Origin of the sequence: Paenibacillus shunpengii (assembly GCF_042684905.1) — a bacterium.
GTDB lineage: Bacteria > Bacillota > Bacilli > Paenibacillales > Paenibacillaceae > Paenibacillus > Paenibacillus shunpengii.
This window is the reverse complement of record NZ_JBHUMJ010000002.1, coordinates 2,792,525-2,815,058: the sequence shown is the minus strand read 5'-3', so window position 1 is coordinate 2,815,058 and position 22,534 is coordinate 2,792,525. Positions and strand designations below refer to the sequence as shown.

21 protein-coding genes are annotated in these 22,534 nt (G+C 45.8%); 20 read left to right on the top strand and 1 reads right to left on the bottom strand.

The genetic code is table 11. The features are described 5' to 3' along the window. Nucleotides 1-15: 15 nt before the first annotated feature. Nucleotides 16-1,248 carry an aminopeptidase gene (locus ACFSVM_RS13105; protein ID WP_076312712.1) on the bottom strand — a complete coding sequence of 411 codons (1,233 nt, stop codon included), beginning with the start codon at nt 1,246-1,248 and terminating at the stop codon, nt 16-18. 217 nt (nt 1,249-1,465) lie between these two features. On the opposite strand from ACFSVM_RS13105, the gene ACFSVM_RS13100 reads away from it, so the two are divergent. The 20 genes from ACFSVM_RS13100 (at nt 1,466) to ggt (ending at nt 22,495) form a co-directional block, all read left to right on the top strand. After that, a complete protein-coding gene (locus tag ACFSVM_RS13100; RefSeq protein WP_256209669.1) occupies nt 1,466-1,732 on the top strand; it encodes a hypothetical protein in 267 nt (88 codons plus the stop codon). A 198-nt stretch (nt 1,733-1,930) separates the two neighbouring features. Continuing rightward, nucleotides 1,931-2,737, top strand: a complete 807-nt coding sequence (locus ACFSVM_RS13095; protein WP_076312711.1) for an MBL fold metallo-hydrolase — start codon at nt 1,931-1,933, stop codon at nt 2,735-2,737. Nucleotides 2,738-2,995: 258 nt separating this feature from the next. Further along, entirely contained in the window at nt 2,996-4,009 is a 1,014-nt protein-coding gene (locus ACFSVM_RS13090) for an aldose 1-epimerase (protein WP_379262602.1), read from the top strand. 63 nt (nt 4,010-4,072) lie between these two features. Next, nucleotides 4,073-5,461 carry a class II fumarate hydratase gene (gene fumC, locus ACFSVM_RS13085; protein WP_379262600.1) on the top strand — a complete coding sequence of 463 codons (1,389 nt, stop codon included), beginning with the start codon at nt 4,073-4,075 and terminating at the stop codon, nt 5,459-5,461. Nucleotides 5,462-5,858: 397 nt separating this feature from the next. Next, nucleotides 5,859-7,346 (top strand): nickel ABC transporter substrate-binding protein, encoded by a 1,488-nt coding sequence (nikA, locus tag ACFSVM_RS13080; RefSeq protein ID WP_371264540.1) that lies wholly within the window; start codon nt 5,859-5,861, stop codon nt 7,344-7,346. Beyond that, nucleotides 7,347-8,291 (top strand): nickel ABC transporter permease, encoded by a 945-nt coding sequence (gene nikB / locus ACFSVM_RS13075; RefSeq protein WP_076312709.1) that lies wholly within the window; start codon nt 7,347-7,349, stop codon nt 8,289-8,291. Further along, nucleotides 8,291-9,136: a nickel transporter permease gene (gene nikC, locus ACFSVM_RS13070; RefSeq protein WP_090724125.1), complete on the top strand. Its 846-nt coding sequence runs from the start codon at nt 8,291-8,293 to the stop codon at nt 9,134-9,136. The genes nikB and nikC overlap by 1 nt, the downstream gene beginning before the upstream one ends. Before the next feature lies 1 nt (nt 9,137). Continuing rightward, the gene (locus ACFSVM_RS13065) at nt 9,138-9,932 is read left to right on the top strand and encodes an ABC transporter ATP-binding protein (protein WP_090724127.1); all 795 of its coding nucleotides are present in this window, start codon (nt 9,138-9,140) and stop codon (nt 9,930-9,932) included. Continuing rightward, on the top strand, nt 9,929-10,690 hold the full coding sequence (locus ACFSVM_RS13060; protein ID WP_379262596.1) for an ABC transporter ATP-binding protein: 762 nt from the start codon (nt 9,929-9,931) through the stop codon (nt 10,688-10,690). The genes ACFSVM_RS13065 and ACFSVM_RS13060 overlap by 4 nt, the downstream gene beginning before the upstream one ends. Before the next feature lie 88 nt (nt 10,691-10,778). Continuing rightward, complete coding sequence (gene cntE / locus ACFSVM_RS13055; RefSeq protein WP_379262594.1) at nt 10,779-11,981, top strand: staphylopine family metallophore export MFS transporter CntE; 1,203 nt, start codon at nt 10,779-10,781, stop codon at nt 11,979-11,981. A gap of 185 nt (nt 11,982-12,166) precedes the next feature. Further along, nucleotides 12,167-12,592: a DMT family transporter gene (locus ACFSVM_RS13050; protein WP_090724131.1), complete on the top strand. Its 426-nt coding sequence runs from the start codon at nt 12,167-12,169 to the stop codon at nt 12,590-12,592. Nucleotides 12,593-12,615: 23 nt separating this feature from the next. Further along, a complete protein-coding gene (locus ACFSVM_RS13045) occupies nt 12,616-13,086 on the top strand; it encodes a DMT family transporter (RefSeq protein WP_076312703.1) in 471 nt (156 codons plus the stop codon). 192 nt (nt 13,087-13,278) lie between these two features. Continuing rightward, nucleotides 13,279-14,886 carry a PucR family transcriptional regulator gene (locus ACFSVM_RS13040; RefSeq protein WP_379262591.1) on the top strand — a complete coding sequence of 536 codons (1,608 nt, stop codon included), beginning with the start codon at nt 13,279-13,281 and terminating at the stop codon, nt 14,884-14,886. A gap of 152 nt (nt 14,887-15,038) precedes the next feature. After that, nucleotides 15,039-15,557, top strand: a complete 519-nt coding sequence (uraD, locus tag ACFSVM_RS13035; RefSeq protein WP_379263000.1) for a 2-oxo-4-hydroxy-4-carboxy-5-ureidoimidazoline decarboxylase — start codon at nt 15,039-15,041, stop codon at nt 15,555-15,557. A gap of 5 nt (nt 15,558-15,562) precedes the next feature. Next, entirely contained in the window at nt 15,563-16,546 is a 984-nt protein-coding gene (gene pucL / locus ACFSVM_RS13030) for a factor-independent urate hydroxylase (protein ID WP_379262589.1), read from the top strand. After that, nucleotides 16,546-16,902, top strand: coding sequence for a hydroxyisourate hydrolase (uraH, locus tag ACFSVM_RS13025; RefSeq protein ID WP_379262587.1), 357 nt, complete (start codon nt 16,546-16,548; stop codon nt 16,900-16,902). Before pucL ends, uraH begins: the two co-directional genes overlap by 1 nt. Before the next feature lie 60 nt (nt 16,903-16,962). Further along, a complete protein-coding gene (gene allB, locus ACFSVM_RS13020; protein WP_379262585.1) occupies nt 16,963-18,375 on the top strand; it encodes an allantoinase AllB in 1,413 nt (470 codons plus the stop codon). Next, a complete protein-coding gene (locus ACFSVM_RS13015) occupies nt 18,368-19,666 on the top strand; it encodes a M20 family metallo-hydrolase (protein ID WP_379262583.1) in 1,299 nt (432 codons plus the stop codon). Before allB ends, ACFSVM_RS13015 begins: the two co-directional genes overlap by 8 nt. Next, on the top strand, nt 19,653-20,906 hold the full coding sequence (locus ACFSVM_RS13010; protein WP_076312697.1) for a pyridoxal-phosphate-dependent aminotransferase family protein: 1,254 nt from the start codon (nt 19,653-19,655) through the stop codon (nt 20,904-20,906). Before ACFSVM_RS13015 ends, ACFSVM_RS13010 begins: the two co-directional genes overlap by 14 nt. Continuing rightward, entirely contained in the window at nt 20,900-22,495 is a 1,596-nt protein-coding gene (ggt, locus tag ACFSVM_RS13005) for a gamma-glutamyltransferase (protein WP_379262581.1), read from the top strand. The genes ACFSVM_RS13010 and ggt overlap by 7 nt, the downstream gene beginning before the upstream one ends. Nucleotides 22,496-22,534: the final 39 nt, after the last annotated feature.

The window sequence follows — 22,534 nt, the reverse complement described above, 5'->3', positions numbered from 1 at the left end:
GTTTGTTATTTTAAATTAAAACGCCCAATTTCCTTTTAGGAAGATCGGTTCTTCCGTTCCATCCGCTGTAACGCCATAGATGTCCATTTCACCCGATCCAATCATGAAATCGACATGAGTTAGGCTCGTATTCAGTCCAGCTGCTGCAATTTGCTCCTGATCCATTTCTTTGCCGCCTTCGAGACAGAAGGCATACGCGCTTCCGATGGCAAGGTGATTACTCGCATTCTCATCAAACAAGGTGTTATAGAACAGAATGTTCGTGTCCGAGATCGGAGATTGATGGGGCACAAGTGCGACTTCACCAAGGTAGTGAGAGCCTTCATCAATTTCAACCAGGTTTTGCAGTGCTTCCAGCCCTTCTTCTGCGGTTACGTTTACGATTCGTCCATTCTCGAATGTGAGCGAGAACTTATCAATCAGATTGCCTCCATAGCTGAGCGGCTTCGTACTGGACACCGTTCCATTCACACCTGTCTTAAGGGGTGCTGTAAATACTTCTTCTGTTGGCATATTAGCTACAAACGTAAAGCCCTTCTCATTGATACTATCGCCTTGAGCCCAGAGATGTCCTTCCGGAAGCTCAATTGTAAGATCCGTACCCGGTGCCTTGTAGTGCAGCTTCTTATATTTCTTCTCGTTCAATGTCTTAGACTTGCTCTCCAGTGTGGAGAGATGTGTCTGCCAAGCAGCTACCGGATCTGCTTCTCCGATTCGAACGGTATGGAAAATAGCGTCCCATAATAACGATACTTGTTCTTCTTGTGGTGCATCAGGGAACACTTTAGCTGCCCATTCGGGTGATGGAACAGCGATGAGGCACCAGCTGAATTTATCAGCCTGCTGATAAGCACGGTACTTCGCCATCGCTTTGCCGCGTGCCTTTTGAGAAGCGACGATTCGTTCCTGCTTGACGCCCTTCAATAGGTCCGGATTCTCAGACAAGATATGTAACACGGCTGCACCTTGCTCAACGAGCTCGGTCATTTCTCCTGCAGTCCATTTCGGCTCTTTGGAGAATACTTCATCAGCTGCAAGTTCATACTGCATGCGGGTAATCTGCTCATCATTCCACTGAACCTTGACGAGAGCAGCTCCCGAATCATAGGCTTCCTTAACGATCAAACGAACGAATTCCTTGGATTCGACTGGAGCATGAACGATCAAGGTTTGGCCAGGCTGGATGTTGACGCCAACTTTTACAGTAAGCTCAGCATATGCTTTTAATTTTTGTTCGAAATCATTCATTTCATTAATCCTCCAATACTCGCTGTGAATTCACAGCGCAATAATAATTTACCTATGGTAGAAAAGAACAAGCTTCCCTAGTTTAACGTAAACGGGTTGCTTTCGCATATCTATTTTATTATTGTACAATATACGTGGTATTCATGAATAAAACCATTAAAAAATTCATTAAACCAGCTGCATTAAAAAATAGCTGTCTAATAAGGAGAGAAGAAAAGTGAGTTACAAAGTAATCAGAGCCTCTATGGGTAAGAATGAGGATAACGAATGGCTGGGCAGTACGGTATTTACGATGGATGAGAGTCCGGTGGAATATGAGATTTCATTCTACAGCAAGAAAGGAAAGGACTGGGATTACAGTCTTCATTTTGCCGGAGAGCCTGGAGAAGAAGAGGAATTTCTGAAGCTGGATGCCAGAATTGAAGAAGACGATGATCTGTTCGACGATTTGCTGGATGCGGCAATTGATACCATTCCGGAGTAAAGGAACGATAGAGACGGTTTGTAAGTTTAAGTCTTGGACCGTTAATACTTGGTCTATTCCTATGACATGCTGACTATATTTAATAAGGTGAGTTCTCTGCTGTTTGGACCATGCATACCGGACTAAGGCTCGGGGTACTCTATAATCTGGTTACATAAAGGAGCGCATTCCAATATATTTATGGGAGGTATCCGTCATATGGAGTCTGACAATCTGATTACTGAGGGCAAGACGGCACTGGAAGAGGCTGCACCCGATATATTGAGTTTGCGCACGTTATTTGTCAATGTCTTGTTTGTAGGCATGCCTGGTACTAGACATTGGGTACTGATCGATACAGGACTTGCAGGCTTTGCGAGCGATATTATCCATATTGCTGAAGAAAGGTTTAAAGGACCACCGGCGGCAATCATTTTGACGCATGGACATTTTGACCATGTAGGCAATGTTATAGAACTGGTACAGCATTGGGGATCGCCTGTGTATGCCCATCCAATGGAGCTGCCCTATCTGACTGGAGTAAGCGATTATCCTCCTGCGGACCCGTCAGCGAGCGGAGGGCTTCTTGCCAAGCTGTCTTTTGCATATCCGAATGAAGCGATTCATTTGGACGATCGGGTAGCTGAGCTGCCTGCAGATCATTCTATACCTGGAGCCCCGGATTGGCGCTGGGTTCATACACCGGGACATTCACCGGGGCATGTTTCGTTGTTTCGAGACGCAGATCACGCGCTGATAGCAGGGGATGCGGTGATTACCGTGCAGCAAGAATCTCTATGGCATGTATTATTTCAGGATAAAGAGCTGAACGGACCTCCTGCATACTTCACAACAGACTGGAAGCTGGCTAAACGTTCTGTTGAGAGCTTAAACCAATTACAGCCGGAACTGCTGATTACGGGTCATGGGCATGTAATGAGAGGCTCCCAAATGACTGAGCAGTTCGAAAGACTGGCTCGTAATTTTGAGATTCAGGCTGTCCCTAGGCATGGGAAATATGTGTAACAGATATTGCTGAGTAACTGATCAACTTAAATCATTGGAAGATATATCTAAGGAAGATTGCAGTCTCGACTGATGTAGAGCTGCAATCTTTTTTTCGTGTGTCTAGAGGCGCTCCTTACCTGTGCTGGATAGAATTTTTTTGAATAACATGGTATATTCGTTCAGTAGGTAAGTCATTTTCATATAAAAAAATGGATTCACGGTACTAGTTCAATACTAGATATGAAAGCGCTACATAATAGGAGGAATGATGAGAGAATGGCATTAGAACAAATTTATTCTGCAACAGAAGGTGTGTACGGCGGTCTTGCCGCGATCAAGCTGAAGCACGGTGCTTATGAAGCTGCGCTCATTCCAGAGATCGGGGGCAATCTTGTCTCTTTTCGAGATGTAGAGCGTAATCACCAGTATCTCAGAGAGCCTGGGGAAGACAACGTTGAAGAATTGAAGGCGAACCCAGGTATTTATGGTATCCCTGTACTGTTCCCGCCGAATCGATATGAAGATGGTAAATTTCCATGGAACGGCGAGGTTTATCAGCTTCCTGTAAATGAAGAAGCAACGGGCAACCATCTGCATGGATTTTTACACTACATCCCTTGGAATGTGGTCAGTTATGGTGCAAATGATCAGGAGAGCTATGTCACAGTTGAACAAGTGGTTCGAGAAGGTCATGAGTATTTTCAATACCTCCCGTTTGAATATACGATTCGTTTACGCTATACATTGAGTGCAGCAGGTCTGCAGCAGCAGATCACGATACAAAATGAAGGTCAGACATCCATGCCGAATCTTCTTGCCTTCCATACCGCCATTAATGCACCGTTTGAACCGAATAGCACGGCTGCGGATTATGTAGCCAAAGCGACGATTGGACAACGGGTAGAGCTGAATGAACGCAATCTTCCAACGGGCAATACACAGCCTCTGACAGATGATGAAGTGCTGTTGAAGACGGAAGGAGTGAGCCCTTATTTTGCTTCGATGGACAACCATTACACTGCAGAGCCGCAGAACGGTCGCAATTACATGGAGCTGACGAATACGAAATCCGGAACCAAGCTTGTGTATGATGTAGGCACATCTTATAAGCACTGGATGATCTGGAACAACAATGCATGTGAGCAGTTCTTCTGTCCGGAACCTCAGATGAATTTGGTCAATGCGCCGAATGTATCAGGACGATCCGCCGAGGAGATTGGTCTTGTTGCCCTTGAACCTGGAGACATCTTTGAGGAGACAAGCCGTCTGTATATCGTGAATCCAAAGTAACGCCGAATCTATATGCCAAGATGATAAAACATCCTATCTCATATACCTAAGGAGGAGTTGCAAGTGGAATATCGCATCGAGAAAGACACATTGGGTGAAATGAAGGTGCCTGCTGACCGCTTATGGGGTGCACAAACGCAGCGCAGCAAGGAGAACTTCCCGATCGGGCAAGAGAAAATGCCAATTGAAGTGATTCGAGCTTTTGCGATACTGAAAAAAAGCGCAGCCGAGAGCAACTTGAAGCTCGGTAAATTGTCCGAGGACAAAGCAGCTGCCATCCGCTATGCAGCTAACGAAATTCTTGCAGGACGTATTGATGATCATTTCCCACTGGTTGTATGGCAGACCGGAAGCGGTACACAATCCAACATGAACACGAATGAGGTTATTGCCAATCTCGGGAATAAATGGCTTGCTGAGCAAGGCAAGGAAGAGCGACTTCATCCGAATGATCATGTAAATATGTCTCAGAGCTCTAACGATACGTTCCCAACAGCGCTGCATGTCGCGGGTGTACTGGCAGTTGAGGATCAGCTCCTTCCTGCGATCTCCGTGCTGAAAGAAACATTCCGCAAGAAATCAGAGGAGTTCCAGGATATTATCAAGATTGGCCGTACTCACTTGCAGGATGCAACTCCAATTACATTAGGACAAGAAATAAGCGGCTGGGAAGCGATGCTGGCCAAGAGTGAGCGAATGATCAAGACGAGTGTAGAATCCATGAAAGAACTCGCTATCGGCGGAACGGCTGTTGGAACGGGAATCAATGCGCATCCTAAATTCGGTGAAATGACTGCTGCCGAAATTAGCAGTATAACGGGTAAAGATTTCGTATCGGCTCCAAACAAATTCCATGCGCTGACAAGTCATGACGAAGTCGTTTACACTCATGGGGCAGTCAAGGCACTAGCAGCCGATCTAATGAAGATTGCTAATGATGTACGCTGGCTTGCGAGTGGTCCGCGCAGTGGACTTGGTGAGATCACCATCCCTGAGAATGAGCCGGGCAGCTCCATCATGCCAGGTAAAGTAAACCCGACACAGAGCGAAGCGCTGACTATGGTTGTAACTCAAGTCATGGGGAATGATGCGGCAATCGGTTTTGCTGCAAGCCAAGGGAATTTTGAACTGAACGTATTTAAGCCGGTCATTATCTATAACTTCTTGCAGTCTGTCCAATTGCTAGCGGACTCCATTATTGCATTCAACGACAAGTGTGCAATCGGGATTGAACCGAACCGTTCGCAGATTGAACACAATCTGAATAACTCACTGATGCTGGTGACCGCGCTTAATCCACATATTGGATATGAGAACGCGGCAAGCATTGCCAAGCTGGCGCATAAGAAAGGCCTTTCCTTAAAGGAAGCAGCTCTGGAAACAGGACTGCTCACAGAAGAGCAATTCGAGGAGTATGTGGTTCCAGCCAAAATGATTGCACCAAAAGCATAATCATATGATCGATTCTAAGCCAGAGCATAGTTCTCTGGCTTTTTTTGTGTGGGAAAGAAGAGGTAGATAAGTTAATAGCAAATTAAGAAAATAGTAATTGACAAATCGTAAGGATTACGATAAATTAATTTTTGTTATTCGTAAAACTTACGGAATGATAGCTTATAAAGCATTACAGACACTGGTGAGTTATTATTTCTTGTCAGTTTCTTTTAAAAATACATAACGCATGGTCTGATTAATAGAATGATAGACAATAAGCGTGCTGTTGCTCTCAATTAAAATACTGGTGCTCAAAGGAGAACTACTCACTATGGAATCCAAATTGTATCATCCGATTTTAAAAAAACACAAAACTAATTTAAGAACTTACCTTCTTAAGGTAAGTATGTTGTTAATGAGTATTTTCTTAATTACTGCTTGTTCTTCTCCCTCAGAAAGCAGCAATGGAGAGAAACATCTCCATTTTCTATATAATTTTTCAACGAACTCGTTAGACCCTCATGTGGATTCGAGCTACGTTCCTTTAAGAGCGGGGATCACAGAAACTTTAGTACGTCTAGATGAAGATAATCTGACGGTTGCTCCCTGGCTGGCTGAAAGCTGGGAGGGCGAGGACGGACAGCATTGGACAATTAAGCTAAAGGAGAACATAAAGTTTCATAATGGAAATACAATGGATGCGGCAGCAGTGAAGGCTTCCCTTGAACGTGCACTGAATGAAAGTGTCGCTATACAAAATGCACTTAAAATAGACCGCATTGAAGCTAATGGATATACGTTAGAAATTACGACAAAGGAACCGTTTCCTGAATTTATCTCTGAACTTGTCAATCCTAATGTCTCCATTATTGATGTTACAGAGACAGATTTTATTAACAAGCCCATAGGAACCGGCCCGTTTGTATTAACATCCTTCGCACCTGGCAGTAAGCTTGAGCTTGAACGTTTTGATGATTATTGGGATGGTCCTTCTAAGCTGGATTCGGTTACGTTCTCGTTTAATGAGGATGCCAATGCCAGAACACTAGCTTTGAAATCCGGTCAGGTTGATGTCGTGTATCGCCCAGAGACCGAGAGCTTGGAGTCACTTCAGGCTCAAGGCGGAATAAAAGTGGAGTCTACTGCGACCTTTCGTGTTCATCAGATGACAATGAATATGGAGCGGGAGAGTCTGCAGGATATCCATGTGCGACGTGCCGTAGATGCCCTGATTAATCGCCAGAAGCTTGTTGATAGTATTCTGTTAGGACATGCAGAACCGGCCGTCGGTCCATTTTTACCATCGCTGCCATTTGCCCCAACTTATGAAGCGAGTGAATCAGGAGCCGAAATTGCGGCCCGGCATTTGAATAATGCTGGATATTCTCTAGTTGATGGCGTTATGCAAAAAGACGGTAAACCGCTTCAGTTTACCTTACTGACTTATAGTGCAAGAGCAGATTTGCCGCTGATTGCACAAGTTTTCCAATCGGATGCCAAACAGATAGGTATTGAGGTTGAGATTCGACAAATTGATGTTCCAGAGGACTACATGGCCTCTAACCGTGATTGGGATCTTGCAACATACAGCAATCTTACTGCCCCTCGCGGCGATGCTGGGTACTACTTAAATGCAACTTATCATCCAACAGGTGCACTTAACTTTAGCGGTACGGAGGAACCTGAATTGACAGCGATTATTGACGAGCTTAACCGAACTGTTAATCAAGAAGAGCGAGCAGCATTGGCAGAGCAGGCTGCCGACTACGTCCACGAAAATGTGATTAATTCGTTTGTACTGCATCCTTCGACGATCGTTGCCTACAACGAGGATAAAGTGAAAAATTGGGTGACGACTCGAAGTGAATACTACATGATTACAAATCAGTTGGATGTGAATTAAATGCTTCAAATCTTAGTTCGTAAATTTTCAGAGGTTCTATTCTTTATATTGTTCATTACATTTATCAGTTTTTTATTTATTCGGCTTGCACCTGGCGATCCGGTACTGACCATCCTTAATGTGGATGAATTGTCTGTTAGTCAGGAGCAGGTTGAGACTGTCCGAGAGGAAATGGGATTCAATGAACCGCTGCTTGTTCAATACGGACAATGGCTGCTCAATTTTATACAGCTTGATTTTGGAAACTCATATATAACGGGTCAACCTGTAATGGATGTCATTCTAACCGGCGTTCCTGCGACATTAGAGTTAGCTGCTGGAGCCTTGATCGTCATGCTGATAATAGCTGTTCCGCTGGGTTCTCTATCTGCACTGTACAGGAATAGCTGGATTGACCATATAAGCCGAACTCTCTCGATCCTGGGAGCGGCAGTGCCTAGTTTTTGGTTAGGCCTGATCTTGATTGAATGGTTTGGTGTGAATCTTCAATGGCTTCCGACTATGGGAAGAGACGGCTGGATCACTCTAATCCTACCGTCTCTTACGCTTGGTTTAGCGATCTCAAGTGTGTATGTACGTCTGCTTCGTTCCAGCTTGCTAGAGTCCCTCAGTCAGGAGTTTATACGTGCAGCAAGAGGTCGTGGAATGTCAGAGAAGAGAATATTTTTTGTTCATGCATTTCGTCACAGCCTTCCGCCAGTGATTACATTTTTCGGAGTCAGTCTCGGAAGTCTGATTGGCGGTGTCGTTGTCATTGAAGTATTATTCGCTTATCCAGGAATTGGGAAGCTTGTTGTGGATGCAATACGCCAGCGTGATTATCCCTTAATTCAAGGGTACATTTTGATTATGGCGGTTATTGTGTTTATCATTAATACATTTGTAGATATATCTTATCGTTATCTAAATCCTGAAATGAAGCTTAAAGAAAGGGAGACATACTAATGAAAGGCTTGACTCTACAATTGCCAAGATCTAAAAAGCGTATATGGCAAGGAGGAGCAGCAGTCTTGAGCATACTTCTTATCCTTCTTCTTACCATGTATGCATTCTTGTTCTTACGGCATGATCCTAACTTAACAAACTTAGATCAGCGGCTACAGGGAATGAGTCTACAGCATCCATTGGGTACGGATCAGCTGGGCAGGGATGTTCTTACACGCCTTTTACTGGGTGCTCAGCAAACGATAGGCTTCAGTCTTCTTGCATTAAGTGTATCCCTTTTGATCGGAATCCCATTTGGTCTTATTTCAGGCTATAAGCGTGGAATAGTCGACCGTATTTTTATGCGGGTAGCTGATGGATTTCTAGCATTGCCTGATACCATCGTGGCCATTGTGCTTAGTGGCTTACTTGGAGCAGGCATTAACAACCTTGTTCTTGCGATCGTGATGGTGAAATGGGTTAGTTATGCGCGTCTAGTAAGAAGTACAGTACTCTCCGAGTCTCAAAAAGATTATATTCTGATTGCAAAAACGAATGGGCTGTCTTCTGGGAAAATTATGCGTAAGCATCTGTTCCCTCACATTGTGGGACATGTTCTGGTTCTTGCCAGTCTGGACTTGGGAAAGATCATTTTACTTATCTCTGCCTTTTCTTATATTGGACTCGGTGCTCAGCCTCCTACTCCCGAATGGGGTGCTATGTTAAATGATTCACGTCCTTATTTCCAGTCTAAGCCAGAGCTTATGCTGTTTCCCGGACTATCAATTGTATTTGCTGTACTGCTGACCAATATGCTCGGCGATTATCTGCGCGATTATTTTGATGTTAAGAAAGAGGTGCGATAATATGCTATCGATTGATCAAGTATCAGTAAGCAGCAAAGAAAAGAAAATTGTCAATCATGTATCACTATCCATCCGTGAGGGAGAATGGTATGCATTAGTGGGGCAAAGTGGAAGTGGAAAAACGCTACTCTCCCAAGCTATCGGTCGAATGCTGCCAGCTAATTTGCAGGTACATGGGAATATTCGGTTTAATGAACAGGATCTCATGTCTTTGACAGCAAAAGAGATGAGATCTCTTCGGGGTAAGAAAATATCTTATATTTTTCAAGATTATCAAGGCTCCTTTACTCCGTTTAGAACCATCGGTCAGCACTTTGATGAGTACCAGAAGGTTCATGATATCTCAGATGCTTCAACTAGGCTAAACCAAGCTGTGGAGGCATTACATTCCGTTGGTTTAGAGGAATCGCTATTAAAAAGATACCCATTTCAATTAAGTGGAGGACAGCTTCAACGTGTATCCATTGCGACGGCACTTCTACTGTCACCTGATCTAATTATTGCAGACGAGATAACTACCGCACTTGACAGCATCTCAGGCCACAAGATACTTGAATTACTGGCAAGACGTCAAAAGGAAAGTGGCTTTGCCATCTTATTTATCACACATGATTGGCGTCATGTAAGACGTTATGCGAATCATCTAGCTGTGATGAAGGAAGGGCAAATCGTTGAAGCAGGTCAAAAGGACCAAATTCTTTCTAATCCACAGCATGAATATACCAAGGAACTCATTAAGGCAGCTCCAACACTTCAGCGCAGCGTTTTAAACATACGGAAGGGGGTCACTATATGAAGCTGCTTAGTGTTAAACATTTAACTAAATCATATAAGGGACAAAAAACAGCAGTAGACAACCTTTCCTTGGAGCTGAATCAAGGGGAATGTTTAGGCCTGGTTGGGGAGAGTGGATGCGGTAAAAGTACACTTGCCCGATGTTTGCTTCGAATTGAACCGATCAGTGGAGGTTCTATATATTTTAAGGATCAAGCTATTGAGAATCTGAATGAACGCAAGCTGCAGCCCTTTCGTCAGAAGATGCAGATCGTTTTTCAAAACCCGTCGGCAGCCTTAAATCCAAAATTAAAAATTAAAGATTCACTAATCGATCCCTATGAGCAATACCATAAAAAGCTCCAACTCCAGCATTTTTCCTACACTTCAAAGGAAGCCTATGTTAAGCAGCTTCTGGAGGCGGTCGAATTACCCGAGAAGCTTGCCCATCAGTATCCGCACGAATTGAGCGGTGGACAACGTCAGCGCGTAACCATTGCACGTGCCATAAGCATCGAACCGGAGTTGATTGTATTAGATGAACCTACCGCAAGTCTTGATGTAATATCTCAAGGTGCGGTTCTTTCTTTATTGACAGAGCTTCGTCAGACCTTGAATCTCTCATATCTGTTCATCTCTCACGATTTAGCGGCTGTAGCACAAATGAGTCAGCGTATTATGGTGATGAAAGATGGAAAAATAGTGGATCAATTCAGCCTTGATCATTTGTTTTCAGACGAAAGACATGATTATACTAAAGAACTTATTTCAATTTTTTAAAAGAGGATGATATATCCTCATTAATAAGAAGCTTATATGAGGCCGCTGTTATAGTAGGCCTTTTATATATTAAGGAGGAAGACCAGCATTGAGTCAGCTTAAGCCTCTTTCTATATCCTTCATTCGTTTATATTTGTTAGCACTAGTGTTTTTTGCCGCTAACTCCTTATTCACTATTATTTTGCCGCTGCAAAGTGAAGCCGAAGGCATCGGACAAGCGGAAATCGGTCTTATGATGGGGGCATATATGCTGACATGTATGTTTCTGCGTCCCTATGCTGGACAGCTGATGGGGAAATATGGACCCCTGACCGTGATGAGAGGCTTACTGCTTGTTCACGTTCTATGTCTCTTTTTATATACCCTCAGCGGAGTGGAAGGTTATATTTGGCTGCGTGCGCTGCAAGGAGCAGGAACGGCGTTCTTTTCCATGACGATGCAGACCGGCATTGTTGAAAGATTGGCAGATCAAGACCGCGCTCAGGGCATGTCCATGTACACGCTCTTCACGATGGTTCCCTCTCTATTTGTACCTATTGTGGCAATGGAGGTATGGGAGAGCGGTATGGGCTGGGTCTATACGCTGGTTGTGATCTCGATCGGAGCGCTCACCCTCTTGGTAGGCTTCAACGTACCACTTCCACAGGAGACAGAGCACAAGAAATCATATACCTTAACGGAAATGTTCAAATCGTTTGCAATGATGGGTAGGAGCAGGCCGCTTCTGATCAGCTCGATCGTTATGCTTCTAGGCTCTTGTATTTTTGGAGCGACGGCCACCTTTCTTCCACTGTACATGGTGTCAAGTGGATCAGGCAGTGCAGGTCTGTATTTAATGATTCAAGGGATTGTCGTGGTTGGCTGCAGATTTGTGCTGCGCAAAAAAATTCCGTCCGATGGAAGCTGGAACACGGCTCTGATCTCTTCGATGCTTCTATGTGCCGCAGCAGGATCATTGCTGCTTGTGCTGATGGATTGGGTCGGAGGCTTTGTGTACATCTCTGCAGTATTTAACGGTATTGCGGTTGCACTGCTCTATCCAACACTGACAACATATCTGTCCTTTGTGCTCCCTGCCGAATCAAGATACGTACTGATGGGGTTGTTTATGTCCTCATATGATCTCGGATATTCTTTCGGCGGACTGCTCATGGGGATCGTTATACAGGCATTCTCATATCAAGTGATGTTTGTTGTTTGTACCATACTCGCACTCACTGCTGTGCTTGCAGTATGGGGGAGCAAGAAGCAAATGGAGAATACGCCGAAGAACACGTCCTTAAGCATTTAGAGAAGAGTGAATATATATAGGGTTCAAAGAAGACGGATAACGGTATCCTAGATACGATACGGCTATCCGTCTTTTTTTGTTTAGAGGACATATGTCCTTTTCGAATGCTTTATCGTGTTATTTAATAGAAACAGTCTTATTCCACAAAGTAAGCTACACGTAACGCAGAAAGGGGAACACAGCAAGTGAAAGGTATATTATATGCAGCATTGGGAGGGGCTTGTATTACATTGCAAGGAATCGCCAATGCAAAGATCAGCGCCGATGTAGGGACATGGCAGGCTGCGACCATTACACAGCTAACCGGATTTATCTTGGCTCTGTTTATTCTCATGCTGGTTCGCGATCGAAGCTGGAAAGAGCTGAAGAATGTGAAGCCGCTCTATATAACAGGTGGCGCCATGGGGGCCATTATCATTTTCAGCGAAGTTTCGGCTATTCAGCAGGTTGGGGTTACCTTGACCATATCAGCACTGCTGATTGCACAGCTCAGTCTTACGTATCTTATTGATACAAACGGGTGGTTTGGTGTTATAAAACGAAAAATAACGCTTCCCGGCTTAATTGGCATCGCAATGATGATATCGGGTGTTATCATATTAAAACTGTAAAACAGAAAGGAATATATAATATTATGGCACTTGGAATTATATTGGCGTTGGTTGCCGGTGCATTCGTAAGTCTGCAGGTCATCTTTAATAGCAAAATGAATGAGCACACCGGCTCTTGGTTGACTACAACCATAGTACTGGGTCTTGGAGCGGTAGCTGCCTTGACTGCCAGCCTTATCTTTGAGGGAGCGGATACGTTCCAGCTTCAGCATATGAAGCCATGGTACTGGTTCAGTGGTATGATTGGAGTAGCCGTTGTGTTTAGCCTGATGCAGGGCATCAAGCTGCTCGGTCCGACCTTCTCAACCTCGATCACACTCACCTCCCAGCTTGGCTTTGCCGTGCTGTTTGATTCCTTGGGACTGTTTGGACTGGACAAAATCGATTTATCAGTAAATAAAATGATCGGTGTTCTCATCATTGTAGGAGGAATCCTGGTGTTTAAATACGGTGAACGTCTGGGGGATAAGAAGAGGGGCAGAGCAGTAGAATAACAGTTCTGTAATCCTTGGAAATAAAATAAATATAGAACAGGAACGACTCTAGATGCGGATGAGGGTCGTTCTTTTTTTTGGAGAAAAATATTTTTTGTTGTATATTCCCAAACAGCATTTTGATGTTATAATAGTTAACAATACTCAGTTTAACATTACATAGGATGTTAGATATGAAAGAGGTGGGTTCCAATGCAGTTAACGGTAAAAGAAGCCTTATCCATATATCCGCTTTCGGAAGCGAAGCTTGTTGCAGGTGCTGAAGGGACCATGCGTACACTCAAGTCAGTGAATGTCATGGATGCACCTGATATTGCAGATTGGATCAAATCAGGCGAGTTGTTGTTCACTACCGCTTTTGTCATGAAGGATAGCGAGGATGATGCAGTTAAACTGCTGCGCAGGTTGAATGAACGAGGCTGTGCCGGACTCGGTGTGAAGCTGGGCAGATTCTGGCAGAACATACCTGCACAGATCATTGAGGAAGCGGACGCGCTTCAGCTGCCGCTGCTTGAACTGCCTTTTCAATTTACTTTTTCAGATCAGATGAATGCCTTGTTTAAGGCTGAATATGAACGAAATACACGAACGCTGGAGACGGTTGTAAACAAGCAAAAGCGACTCATGCAGTTTGCGCTTGAACAGGATCAGAAGAACGATGTTTTCTCTAAATTGGCTGCTGTTCTGAACTATCCCATTGCGGTGATCGGCTCCCGGGGGCATCTGCTGTATGTCAGCGAGGAAATGAGGGATACGAATATCCAGCAGGGCTGGCCCTTCAAAAATGTCATGCATCGTGTCAAATGGGATCACGGAAGCTGTTATCGTGTACCCGTGATGCAGAAGGATGAGGATTATGGATTTTTGTTGATTTATACAGATGGTGCATACGGACTTAAGGCTGAGGAGGAGTTGTTTCAGCAGGCGTCCGAGGTGCTCGCATTTTATATGGATATGACCTATCGGGAACACATTAACCCTACGGTTCAAGATGAAATTAGAGTGATCGTGAGGCAGTATCTGGATCGCAAGGTGGGCTGTGAGGAGCTGATGCGCAGGTCGGAGGGACTGGGAGTTCAATTGTTTCAGGATTCCGGGACGTATCAATGTGTGCTGACGACAATCGAGTCGGAGGGTTATGCAGAAGGGAAGCTGATCAAGCAGGTGCATCGGGAGCTTCAGTATAATCCGATGATGCAGCTGACTGCATCGCACCATATTCAGATGGATGAAGGGATTCTGTCCATCTACGCATGTCCGGCTGACAAGGATTACGGTGAAGAGCTCTCGCGATTCCTGACTTCGCGATTTGAGGATTTGATCGGAGGAAGGAAGGCAGGGGGCACTGGACCAAGATTCTGGATCAGTAAGATGAAGCATGAACCCAAATCACTGCGTGAAGCATTCCAGGAGTGTCTGGATACACGGGCCATCGCTAGCCGGTTCGGAATGAAGGATACAGCGCTGCAATTTGAGATGCTGGAATTCGCCTATGTGTTTCAGCATGTTCCTGAATCCATCATGGAAAATTATTGCAACAAAGTGCTTGAACCTCTCTTAGTGAAGGATGGAGATCCGACACAGGTGCTGATGAACACGCTTGAAGCGTTTATCGAAAATGATGGACTGATTAATGAGGCTGCCAAACAGCTCTTTGTGCACCGTAACACCGTGACTTACCGAATGGATAAGATAAGCAGTCTGCTGCAAATGGATTTCAAAAAATCGAATGATCTGCTTAAGCTCAAGCTTGTTTTCACTTTCCGCAAATTTCTTCAGGATCAAGGCGTGCATAAGTAGTTGTTGTGAAAATGTAACAATTAATACGTGCATGAGACACAAAGGAAATGGCTTGCGTTATTTTATATAACAAATCGACGTGATTTATATTGTCATACATTCTCTCCCCACACTACAATGCTCATATACATTCGATCCAGAGGTGATTCTTTCTGAAATTATCAATTGATGATGTTAACTCTTATACCAAGGAACAATTCCTAGAAGCCTTCGGCACTTTATTCGAACATTCGTCCTGGGTTGCAGAAGAGGCGTACAGCAAGAAGCCATTCACATCCATGAATCAGTTACACGAACAAATGAAGAATGTCGTTGAATCGGCGGATACGGAACGAAAGTTGATCCTTCTGCGAAATCATCCGGATTTGGGAGCCAGAATCGCAATGAGCGATCATTCTGTTCAGGAACAAGCCGGCGCTGGGCTGCAAGCCTTATCAGAGGTACAGCACAGTGTGCTGTCCGAATTGAACCAGAAGTATACGCAGACCTTCGAGTTCCCATTCATTATTGCGGTGAAGGGGAAATCCGCTGACGAGATTATCGCCGCGATTAAGAATCGTGTCCATAACAGCTATGAGACGGAGTTTGAGACAGCCCTTCGAGAAGTATATCTTATCAGCTGGTATCGGCTTGAAGCATGGATGTTAGAACATATGGAAGAGGAGAGGTAATCAATATGACTAGAGATCAGCTGGGATCCAGAACGATGTATTACGGTAAGGGAGATGTGTGGGTGTTCCGTTCCTATGCTAAACCACTCACAGGGATTACAGTCATTCCGGAATCTCCTTTCCGCGGCCGAGAGAATGTGCTGTTCGGTATGAATATCAAAATTGCAGTAAAAGGCGAGGAGTTTCTAACCTCCTTTACAGAAGGGGACAATTCCCTTGTTGTTGCAACGGATTCAATGAAAAATTTCATATTGAGACATGCCGCTCACTATACTGGAGCCACGATGGAAGGATTTTTGGAGTATGCAAGCCGTCGTTTCATTGAAACCTACCCGCAGATGACCGGAGTTCGTATGAACGCTACACAAGTGCCATTCGAAAATGTACAGATTGGCTCTCCTGACGGCAATATCCCGAGCGATCTTGTCTTCAAATACTCGCACAACGAAAGTGCAGGAGCGATTGTAGAGGTAGAGCGCAGCGGAGAGAATATCGAAATAACTTATGCACAGAGCAGTGTCAAAAATCTACGCCTGATTAAAGTGAAAGGCAGCGGGTTTGCAGGTTTTGTCCGGGATGAATATACAACACTACCTGAAACTTATGACAGACCTCTGTTTATCTTCCTCGATATTCATTGGAAATACAAGAATCCGGCGGACGGACTTGATGATACCCGTAACAGCTACGTTGATGCAGAACAGATCCGCGATATTGCAGCAACCGTGTTTCATGAGAATAACTCCCCATCCATTCAATATCTCATCTATCTGATTGGCCTTCGTATTTTGAAAAACTTCAGTCAATTGGAGGAAATATCGTTTGAGTCCAATAACCGTACGTGGGAAACGATTGTAGAAACTGTAGATGAAGGTCCGGGCTCCGTATTTACTGAACCTCGTCCACCTTATGGCTTCCAAGGGTTCTCTATGACGCAGGAGGATCTTGCTGCTTATGAGAACAAGCCTCAAGAAGCAGGGAGTGTATAATGGCAGGCAGACTGACGACCCACGTGTTGGACACAAGCAGAGGTATACCGGGAAGAAGCATGAAGGTTGAGCTGTATTTCATTGAGAGTACAGGTGAGGCGAAGTATTTAGCGTCCGCTCAAACGAATGACGATGGAAGAATCGATACTCCCTTTCTTGAGGGGGAGCTGACTATTGGCACTTATGAACTCCGGTTTTATGCAGGGGAGTATTTTGAATCTTTTTTGAATGAAACGGGAATTCGGTCGATTTGGGTTGTGATTCCGCTGCAGTTCTATGTTGCCAGCCCTGAGGAACACTATCATGTTCCATTACTGGTTGCACCTGGAGGCTACAGCACTTATAGAGGAAGTTAGTATAAGACGGCAGATGCCTCTGCTATAGTTAAGCTATGCGTCTACAAGGGAGGGCTTCTGATGAAATCGAGTTATGAGGTCATTATCCAGGGCGGGCACGTTGTATTGCCGCATGGAATAGAGAAGATGGATATCGGCATTAATGAAGGCGTCATTGTCGCGCTGGAGCCTCAATTGATTCCAGGCGGGGACACGATGATATATGACGCAACGGACCTTGTCGTGATGCCGGGAGCCATTGATGCGCATGTCCATTTCAATGAACCGGGACTGGCTTCATGGGAAGGATTCGAGACAGGCTCTGCATCCCTGGCTGTGGGGGGGATTACAACATATATTGATATGCCGCTGAATGGTGTGCCCCCCACGACAACGATGCGCGGCTGGGAGATGAAGGAAGCGCGGGCGAAGGGTCACAGTTATGTGGATTATGCTTTTTGGGGAGGTCTTGTTCAAGATAATCTCGAAGAGCTTGCGCCGCTTGCAAACGCGGGTGCTGCCGGCTTTAAAGCTTTTATGTCTGAGCCGGGTGGTGAAGGAGAAGAAATCTTTACACGTGCAAATGATCAGACGCTGATTAAGGGGATGGAGCGTATCGCCGAGATCGGCGGGGTGCTGGCACTTCACGCAGAGAGTGATGAGATGACGAGCGCATTATCTTATGCCAAGCAATCGCGAGGGCAAGTCACTGCTAGAGATTACCTGGACTCGCGTCCACCGGAAGCGGAGATCGAAGCCGTTCAAAGAGCGTTAGTCTATGCCAGACAGACCGGATGTCCACTTCACTTTGTACATATCAGCACTCGGCAAGCCGTTGAGCTTATACAGACGGCGAGGATAGCTGGACTTGATGTCACGGTAGAGACTTGTCCCCATTACCTGGTACTGTCCGAGGAGGATGTGCTTGAGCTAGGAGCCATTGCGAAGTGTGCACCTCCGCTGCGTACCTTAACCGAGCAGGAGCTGCTGTGGGAAGCCATAGAACAAGAACAGATTGATATCATTGCCTCTGATCATTCACCGTGCCTTCCATCCATGAAAGAAACCGATAACTTCTTCGAGATCTGGGGAGGTATTGCTGGTGCCCAGAGCACTTTGCTTCTAATGCTTGATGAAGGGTACGTGAAGAGAGGAATACCGCTGACGACAATTGCAAGACTGCTCTCGGCAAATCCAGCGAAAAGGTTCGGACTCGCTGCAACTAAGGGGGAAATTCAAGTCGGTAAGGACGCAGACCTTGCGATCGTCGATTTTAATCAAGGATATGTTCTTAACGAACAGGACATTCGTTACCGGCATCCGCAGTCTCCCTATTTGAACAGAAGCTTCTCGTGTAGGATTAAAGGTACATTCAGTCGTGGCATTCTCGTTTATAATGATGTTACAGGATTAATAGAGCAGAAGCCGGGAAGATTCATTCCGGCTGGATTAAGGAAGACAATGGCAAGCAAAGGGGGAGATCTGTATGCCTGATCCTGCTGATATTACATCATTGCCGCTGCTTCAAGAAGAAGCGCTCGAGGCATATTCAACTCTTCTACATAAGTTACTGGATGATCTCGAAGAAATGTCCGCCAGTGAGGCGGGTGGATGCACTAGACTGCTGTACTCTCCTTCCTGGCTGGAAGCCCAGCATTATTTGGCGGATTTCATGAAGGAACGAGGGCTGGGTGTATCGTTTGATGAAGCCGGCAATCTGTATGGATGCCTGCAGGGAACAAGGAATGATGCTCCGCTGTATACAGGTTCTCATATTGATACGGTACAATCTGGCGGCAAGTTTGACGGTGCGCTGGGTGTGGCAGCAGGCATAGCCGCATTATTGTATTTGAAGGAGACATACGGAGAACCAAGCCGTTCGCTGGTTGCCTTATCGCTCAGCGAAGAAGAGGGCAGCCGATTTCCCTTTGCTTTTTGGGGATCAAGGAGCATTACAGGGCTCAGCAGCTGGGCTGCAGCCGGAGAGCTTAAAGACGCGGAAGGGATAACTTTACAGCAGGCAGCTGAAGCGGCGGGATTTGGTCCTGATTCAGGACTTCGTTCTGGAATTGAAGCACCTGCCGGTTATGTGGAGCTTCATATTGAGCAGGGATCGGTACTGGAGCGAACGAATACATCCATTGGTGTCGTCACTGGAATCGTTGGGCAGAAGCGAATTGATATCACAGTTCAGGGTGAGGCCAATCACGCGGGCACGACGCCGATGTCCTATCGAAAGGATGCACTCGCTGGAGCAGCCGAGATGATCAGCGAAGTAAGGAAGCAGGCGATAGCCTATGGTGATCCGCTGGTAGCTACCGTCGGTAATATAGAAGTATTCCCTGGAGCTGTGAATGTGGTGCCGGGCACGGCACAATTTACACTGGATATCAGACACACGGATCAAGCTATCCTTCACGAATATACTGAGTTCATCTTGCAACGAATTCAAACCATTGCAGATTCTTATGAGTTAATAGCCAGTTCAGAGGAGCATCTAGCTGTTGAACCGACGCCAATGAATCCGACATGGGTAGAGAACACCGTAGAAATATGTGAGCAATTAGGGCTCAGTTATCGAAAAATGCCAAGTGGAGCAGGACATGATGCTCAAATATTTGCGAGCAAATGCGATGTTGCAATGATCTTTGTGCCAAGCAAGGACGGCATCAGTCATAATCCACTGGAGTATACGTCACGCGAACAGATTGACCAAGGATTTAAAGTGCTCATTGAGCTGCTGCATCAATATGGCTACAGGGGGAAGACAGATGAAGAAATATAAGGAACTAAACCCGTCACTTCGAACAATTATGACGCCTGGACCCGTGGAAGTAGATCCGCGTGTGCTCCGAGCCATGTCATTTCCTATATTGGGTCAATTTGATCCCGAATTTACGTCCTTAATGAATGAAACGATGGAACTTGTCAGGGAAGTATTTCAAACGAATAATCAGTGGAGCTATCCCGTAGATGGTACGTCCAGATCCGGACTCGAAGCAGTACTTGTAAGCATTATACAGCCTGGAGATAAAGTGCTGGTACCGATCTATGGCCGATTTGGGCACCTGCTGGTTGAAATTGCGGAACGCTGCGGGGCAGACGTCGTTCACATCGAGACGGAGTGGGGCGGTGTATTTGATCCAGAGACGGTGATTGAGGCCATTCATGAGCATAAGCCCGGCATCGTAGCGATGGTGCATGGAGAGACCTCTACAGGGCAGATGCAGCCGCTTGCCGAGATAGGCCGAACGTGCAGGGAGCTGGATATTCTCCTAGTTGTTGATGCGGTCGCTACCATTGGCGGAGTACCGGTCGAGACCGATAACTGGATGCTCGATGCGGTTATGGGAGGTACTCAGAAGTGTATCTCTGTTCCTTCCGGTATGGCTCCGATTACTTATAATGACCGAATTGAGCGTAAGCTCTTGTCCCGTAAAAGGGTTGAGCGGGGACTCAGAGACCCGGCTAATGTTGAACTTGCGAATGATGGACAGATGATCCGAAGCAACTATTTTGATCTGAGTCAGATTCAGGATTACTGGAGTGCTGCAAGGCTGAATCACCATACAGAAGCAACATCCATGCTTTACGCTCTTCATGAAGGGCTCCGAATTCTGCTGGAAGAAGGTCTTGAAGCCCGATTCCTAAGACATGAGCATAATGCCAGAGCGCTCGTGCAAGGAATTAAAGGGATGGGTCTCACCTTGTTCGGTAATGAAGAGAGCAAGCTTACTTGCGTAACATGTATTAATATACCGGAGGGAATTGATGGAGAAGCTGTTCGCAGCAGATTGCTGCATGATTTTGGAATCGAGATCGCAAGTTCATTCGGACCGTTAAAAGGGAAAATATGGAGAATTGGAACGATGGGCTTCAGCTGCAACCAGAAAAATGTGCTTCACACCTTGGGTGCATTAGAGGCTGTACTCATCCGGGAAGGGTATCGCTTGCCGGCTGGTGAAGCGGTACAGGCCGCACTCGATGTCTACTCTGTGGTCAATAAGGAGGAAATTTCATGCTGAATCAAATGCCTGTAGGTATGGAAGTCATGGTTACCTCACCACATTATTTAGCCAGCAGTGCGGGAGCAAGAATGCTGGCAGATGGTGGTAATGCCTATGATGCGGCGATTGCAGTGAGTGCTGCGCTGGCTGTCGTTTACCCCCACATGACGGGACTGGGGGGCGATTCTTTTTTTCTGACTTATAACGCAGCATCAGGAGAGCTATCTGGATACAACGGTTCAGGCCGCTCACCAGCTATGCTGACCAGAGAAATGTTTGAACAGATGCAGCTTCGATCCATTCCGCAGCGTGGTGTGTTAAGTGCGCTCACTGTGCCAGGGATGGTGGATGCCTGGTGGGAAGTATCTCAGAAGTTCGGAAATCTGTCATGGTCCGATTTGCTTGCTCCTGCAGTCTTCTACGCAGAGCACGGCTGTCCGGTATCGCGCAACTTGAGAGAATGGCTCATCAAGGATGAGCAGTTTATTCGAGCGGATCAGGGTTTGGCTTCTGTCTTTTTAAAGGATGGAGAACTGCTCAAGGAAGGTGACATTCTTGTGCAGCAGGAGCTGGCTGCATCTCTCAAATTGCTGCAAAGCGGTGGGAAGGACGCCTTTTATAAGGGGGCGCTTGCAGACCAGATCACGAGTGCGGTGAAGAAGGATGGCGGCTTTTTGCAAAAAGAAGATTTCGAGAATCATACCGGGCAATGGGTAACTCCTGTATCTACGGATTATCGAGGTTATGAAGTCTATCAAATGCCCCCGAATTCGCAAGGCTTCTCCGTACTAATGATGCTGAATATGCTTGAGCATAAGGACATATCCTCCATTGAACGCATTTCAAGCAGTTATTATCATCTCATGACAGAAGTGACGAAGAAGGCATTCCGTGATCGTGATCGATATTTAACAGACCCGGATTTCAGAGAGATTCCACTTAAGGAGCTATTGTCTAAGCCATATGCCGATAAGCTATGGCAGGAGATTGAACAGCACCCGAATAAGGCGGAGCCGACACTGTCCAAAGCCATGGGCCAGGATACAGCTTATGCAGCGGTAGTCGACCGTGAAGGAAACGCAGTCTCCTTCATCCAAAGCCTCTATTTCGATTTTGGCTCAGGATATATGCCTCAGGGAACCGGTATCGTTTTACAGAACAGAGGTTCATTCTTCTCTCTAGATCCAAGTGAAGCCAATGTACTGGAACCAGCCAAGCGCTCCTTCCATACCTTGATGCCTGGAATGGTATTTAAAGATGGGAAACCATACTTGCTGCTAGGGACCCAAGGCGGTGAAGGTCAGCCGCAAACCCAGCTGTCACTTCTTACGGCTGTACTGGATTACAACTTGTCCGTTCAAGAGGCGATCAGTCTGCCTCGCTGGGTGTATGGACGTACTTGGGGAGAAGAAGGAGATGAGCTGAAGCTGGAACAGCGGTTTAATGATGCAATATTGGATGAGCTCAAAGAGATGGGGCATAAGGTACGGGCTCTTGGTCCATGGGACGATCTGATGGGGCAGGCTCAGGGAATTTTGATTCAAGAGAACGGATTGCGCAGCGGGGCTGCTGATCCGCGCGGCGACGGAGCTGCGATCGGATGGTAAGAGAATATATGAATTCGTGAAGAGCACCTGTACACATTT

What these genes read in the sequence shown, in the direction of transcription:
- ACFSVM_RS13105 (WP_076312712.1), bottom strand. Translation starts at nt 1,248, where the DNA reads ATGAATGATTTCGAACAAAAATTAAAAGCATATGCTGAGCTTACTGTA.
- ACFSVM_RS13095 (WP_076312711.1), top strand. Translation starts at nt 1,931, where the DNA reads ATGGAGTCTGACAATCTGATTACTGAGGGCAAGACGGCACTGGAAGAG.
- ACFSVM_RS13090 (WP_379262602.1), top strand. Translation starts at nt 2,996, where the DNA reads ATGGCATTAGAACAAATTTATTCTGCAACAGAAGGTGTGTACGGCGGT.
- nikA (WP_371264540.1), top strand. Translation starts at nt 5,859, where the DNA reads ATGAGTATTTTCTTAATTACTGCTTGTTCTTCTCCCTCAGAAAGCAGC.
- nikB (WP_076312709.1), top strand. Translation starts at nt 7,347, where the DNA reads ATGCTTCAAATCTTAGTTCGTAAATTTTCAGAGGTTCTATTCTTTATA.
- nikC (WP_090724125.1), top strand. Translation starts at nt 8,291, where the DNA reads ATGAAAGGCTTGACTCTACAATTGCCAAGATCTAAAAAGCGTATATGG.
- ACFSVM_RS13065 (WP_090724127.1), top strand. Translation starts at nt 9,138, where the DNA reads ATGCTATCGATTGATCAAGTATCAGTAAGCAGCAAAGAAAAGAAAATT.
- ACFSVM_RS13060 (WP_379262596.1), top strand. Translation starts at nt 9,929, where the DNA reads ATGAAGCTGCTTAGTGTTAAACATTTAACTAAATCATATAAGGGACAA.
- ACFSVM_RS13045 (WP_076312703.1), top strand. Translation starts at nt 12,616, where the DNA reads ATGGCACTTGGAATTATATTGGCGTTGGTTGCCGGTGCATTCGTAAGT.
- ACFSVM_RS13040 (WP_379262591.1), top strand. Translation starts at nt 13,279, where the DNA reads ATGCAGTTAACGGTAAAAGAAGCCTTATCCATATATCCGCTTTCGGAA.
- pucL (WP_379262589.1), top strand. Translation starts at nt 15,563, where the DNA reads ATGACTAGAGATCAGCTGGGATCCAGAACGATGTATTACGGTAAGGGA.
- uraH (WP_379262587.1), top strand. Translation starts at nt 16,546, where the DNA reads ATGGCAGGCAGACTGACGACCCACGTGTTGGACACAAGCAGAGGTATA.
- allB (WP_379262585.1), top strand. Translation starts at nt 16,963, where the DNA reads ATGAAATCGAGTTATGAGGTCATTATCCAGGGCGGGCACGTTGTATTG.
- ACFSVM_RS13015 (WP_379262583.1), top strand. Translation starts at nt 18,368, where the DNA reads ATGCCTGATCCTGCTGATATTACATCATTGCCGCTGCTTCAAGAAGAA.
- ACFSVM_RS13010 (WP_076312697.1), top strand. Translation starts at nt 19,653, where the DNA reads ATGAAGAAATATAAGGAACTAAACCCGTCACTTCGAACAATTATGACG.
- ggt (WP_379262581.1), top strand. Translation starts at nt 20,900, where the DNA reads ATGCTGAATCAAATGCCTGTAGGTATGGAAGTCATGGTTACCTCACCA.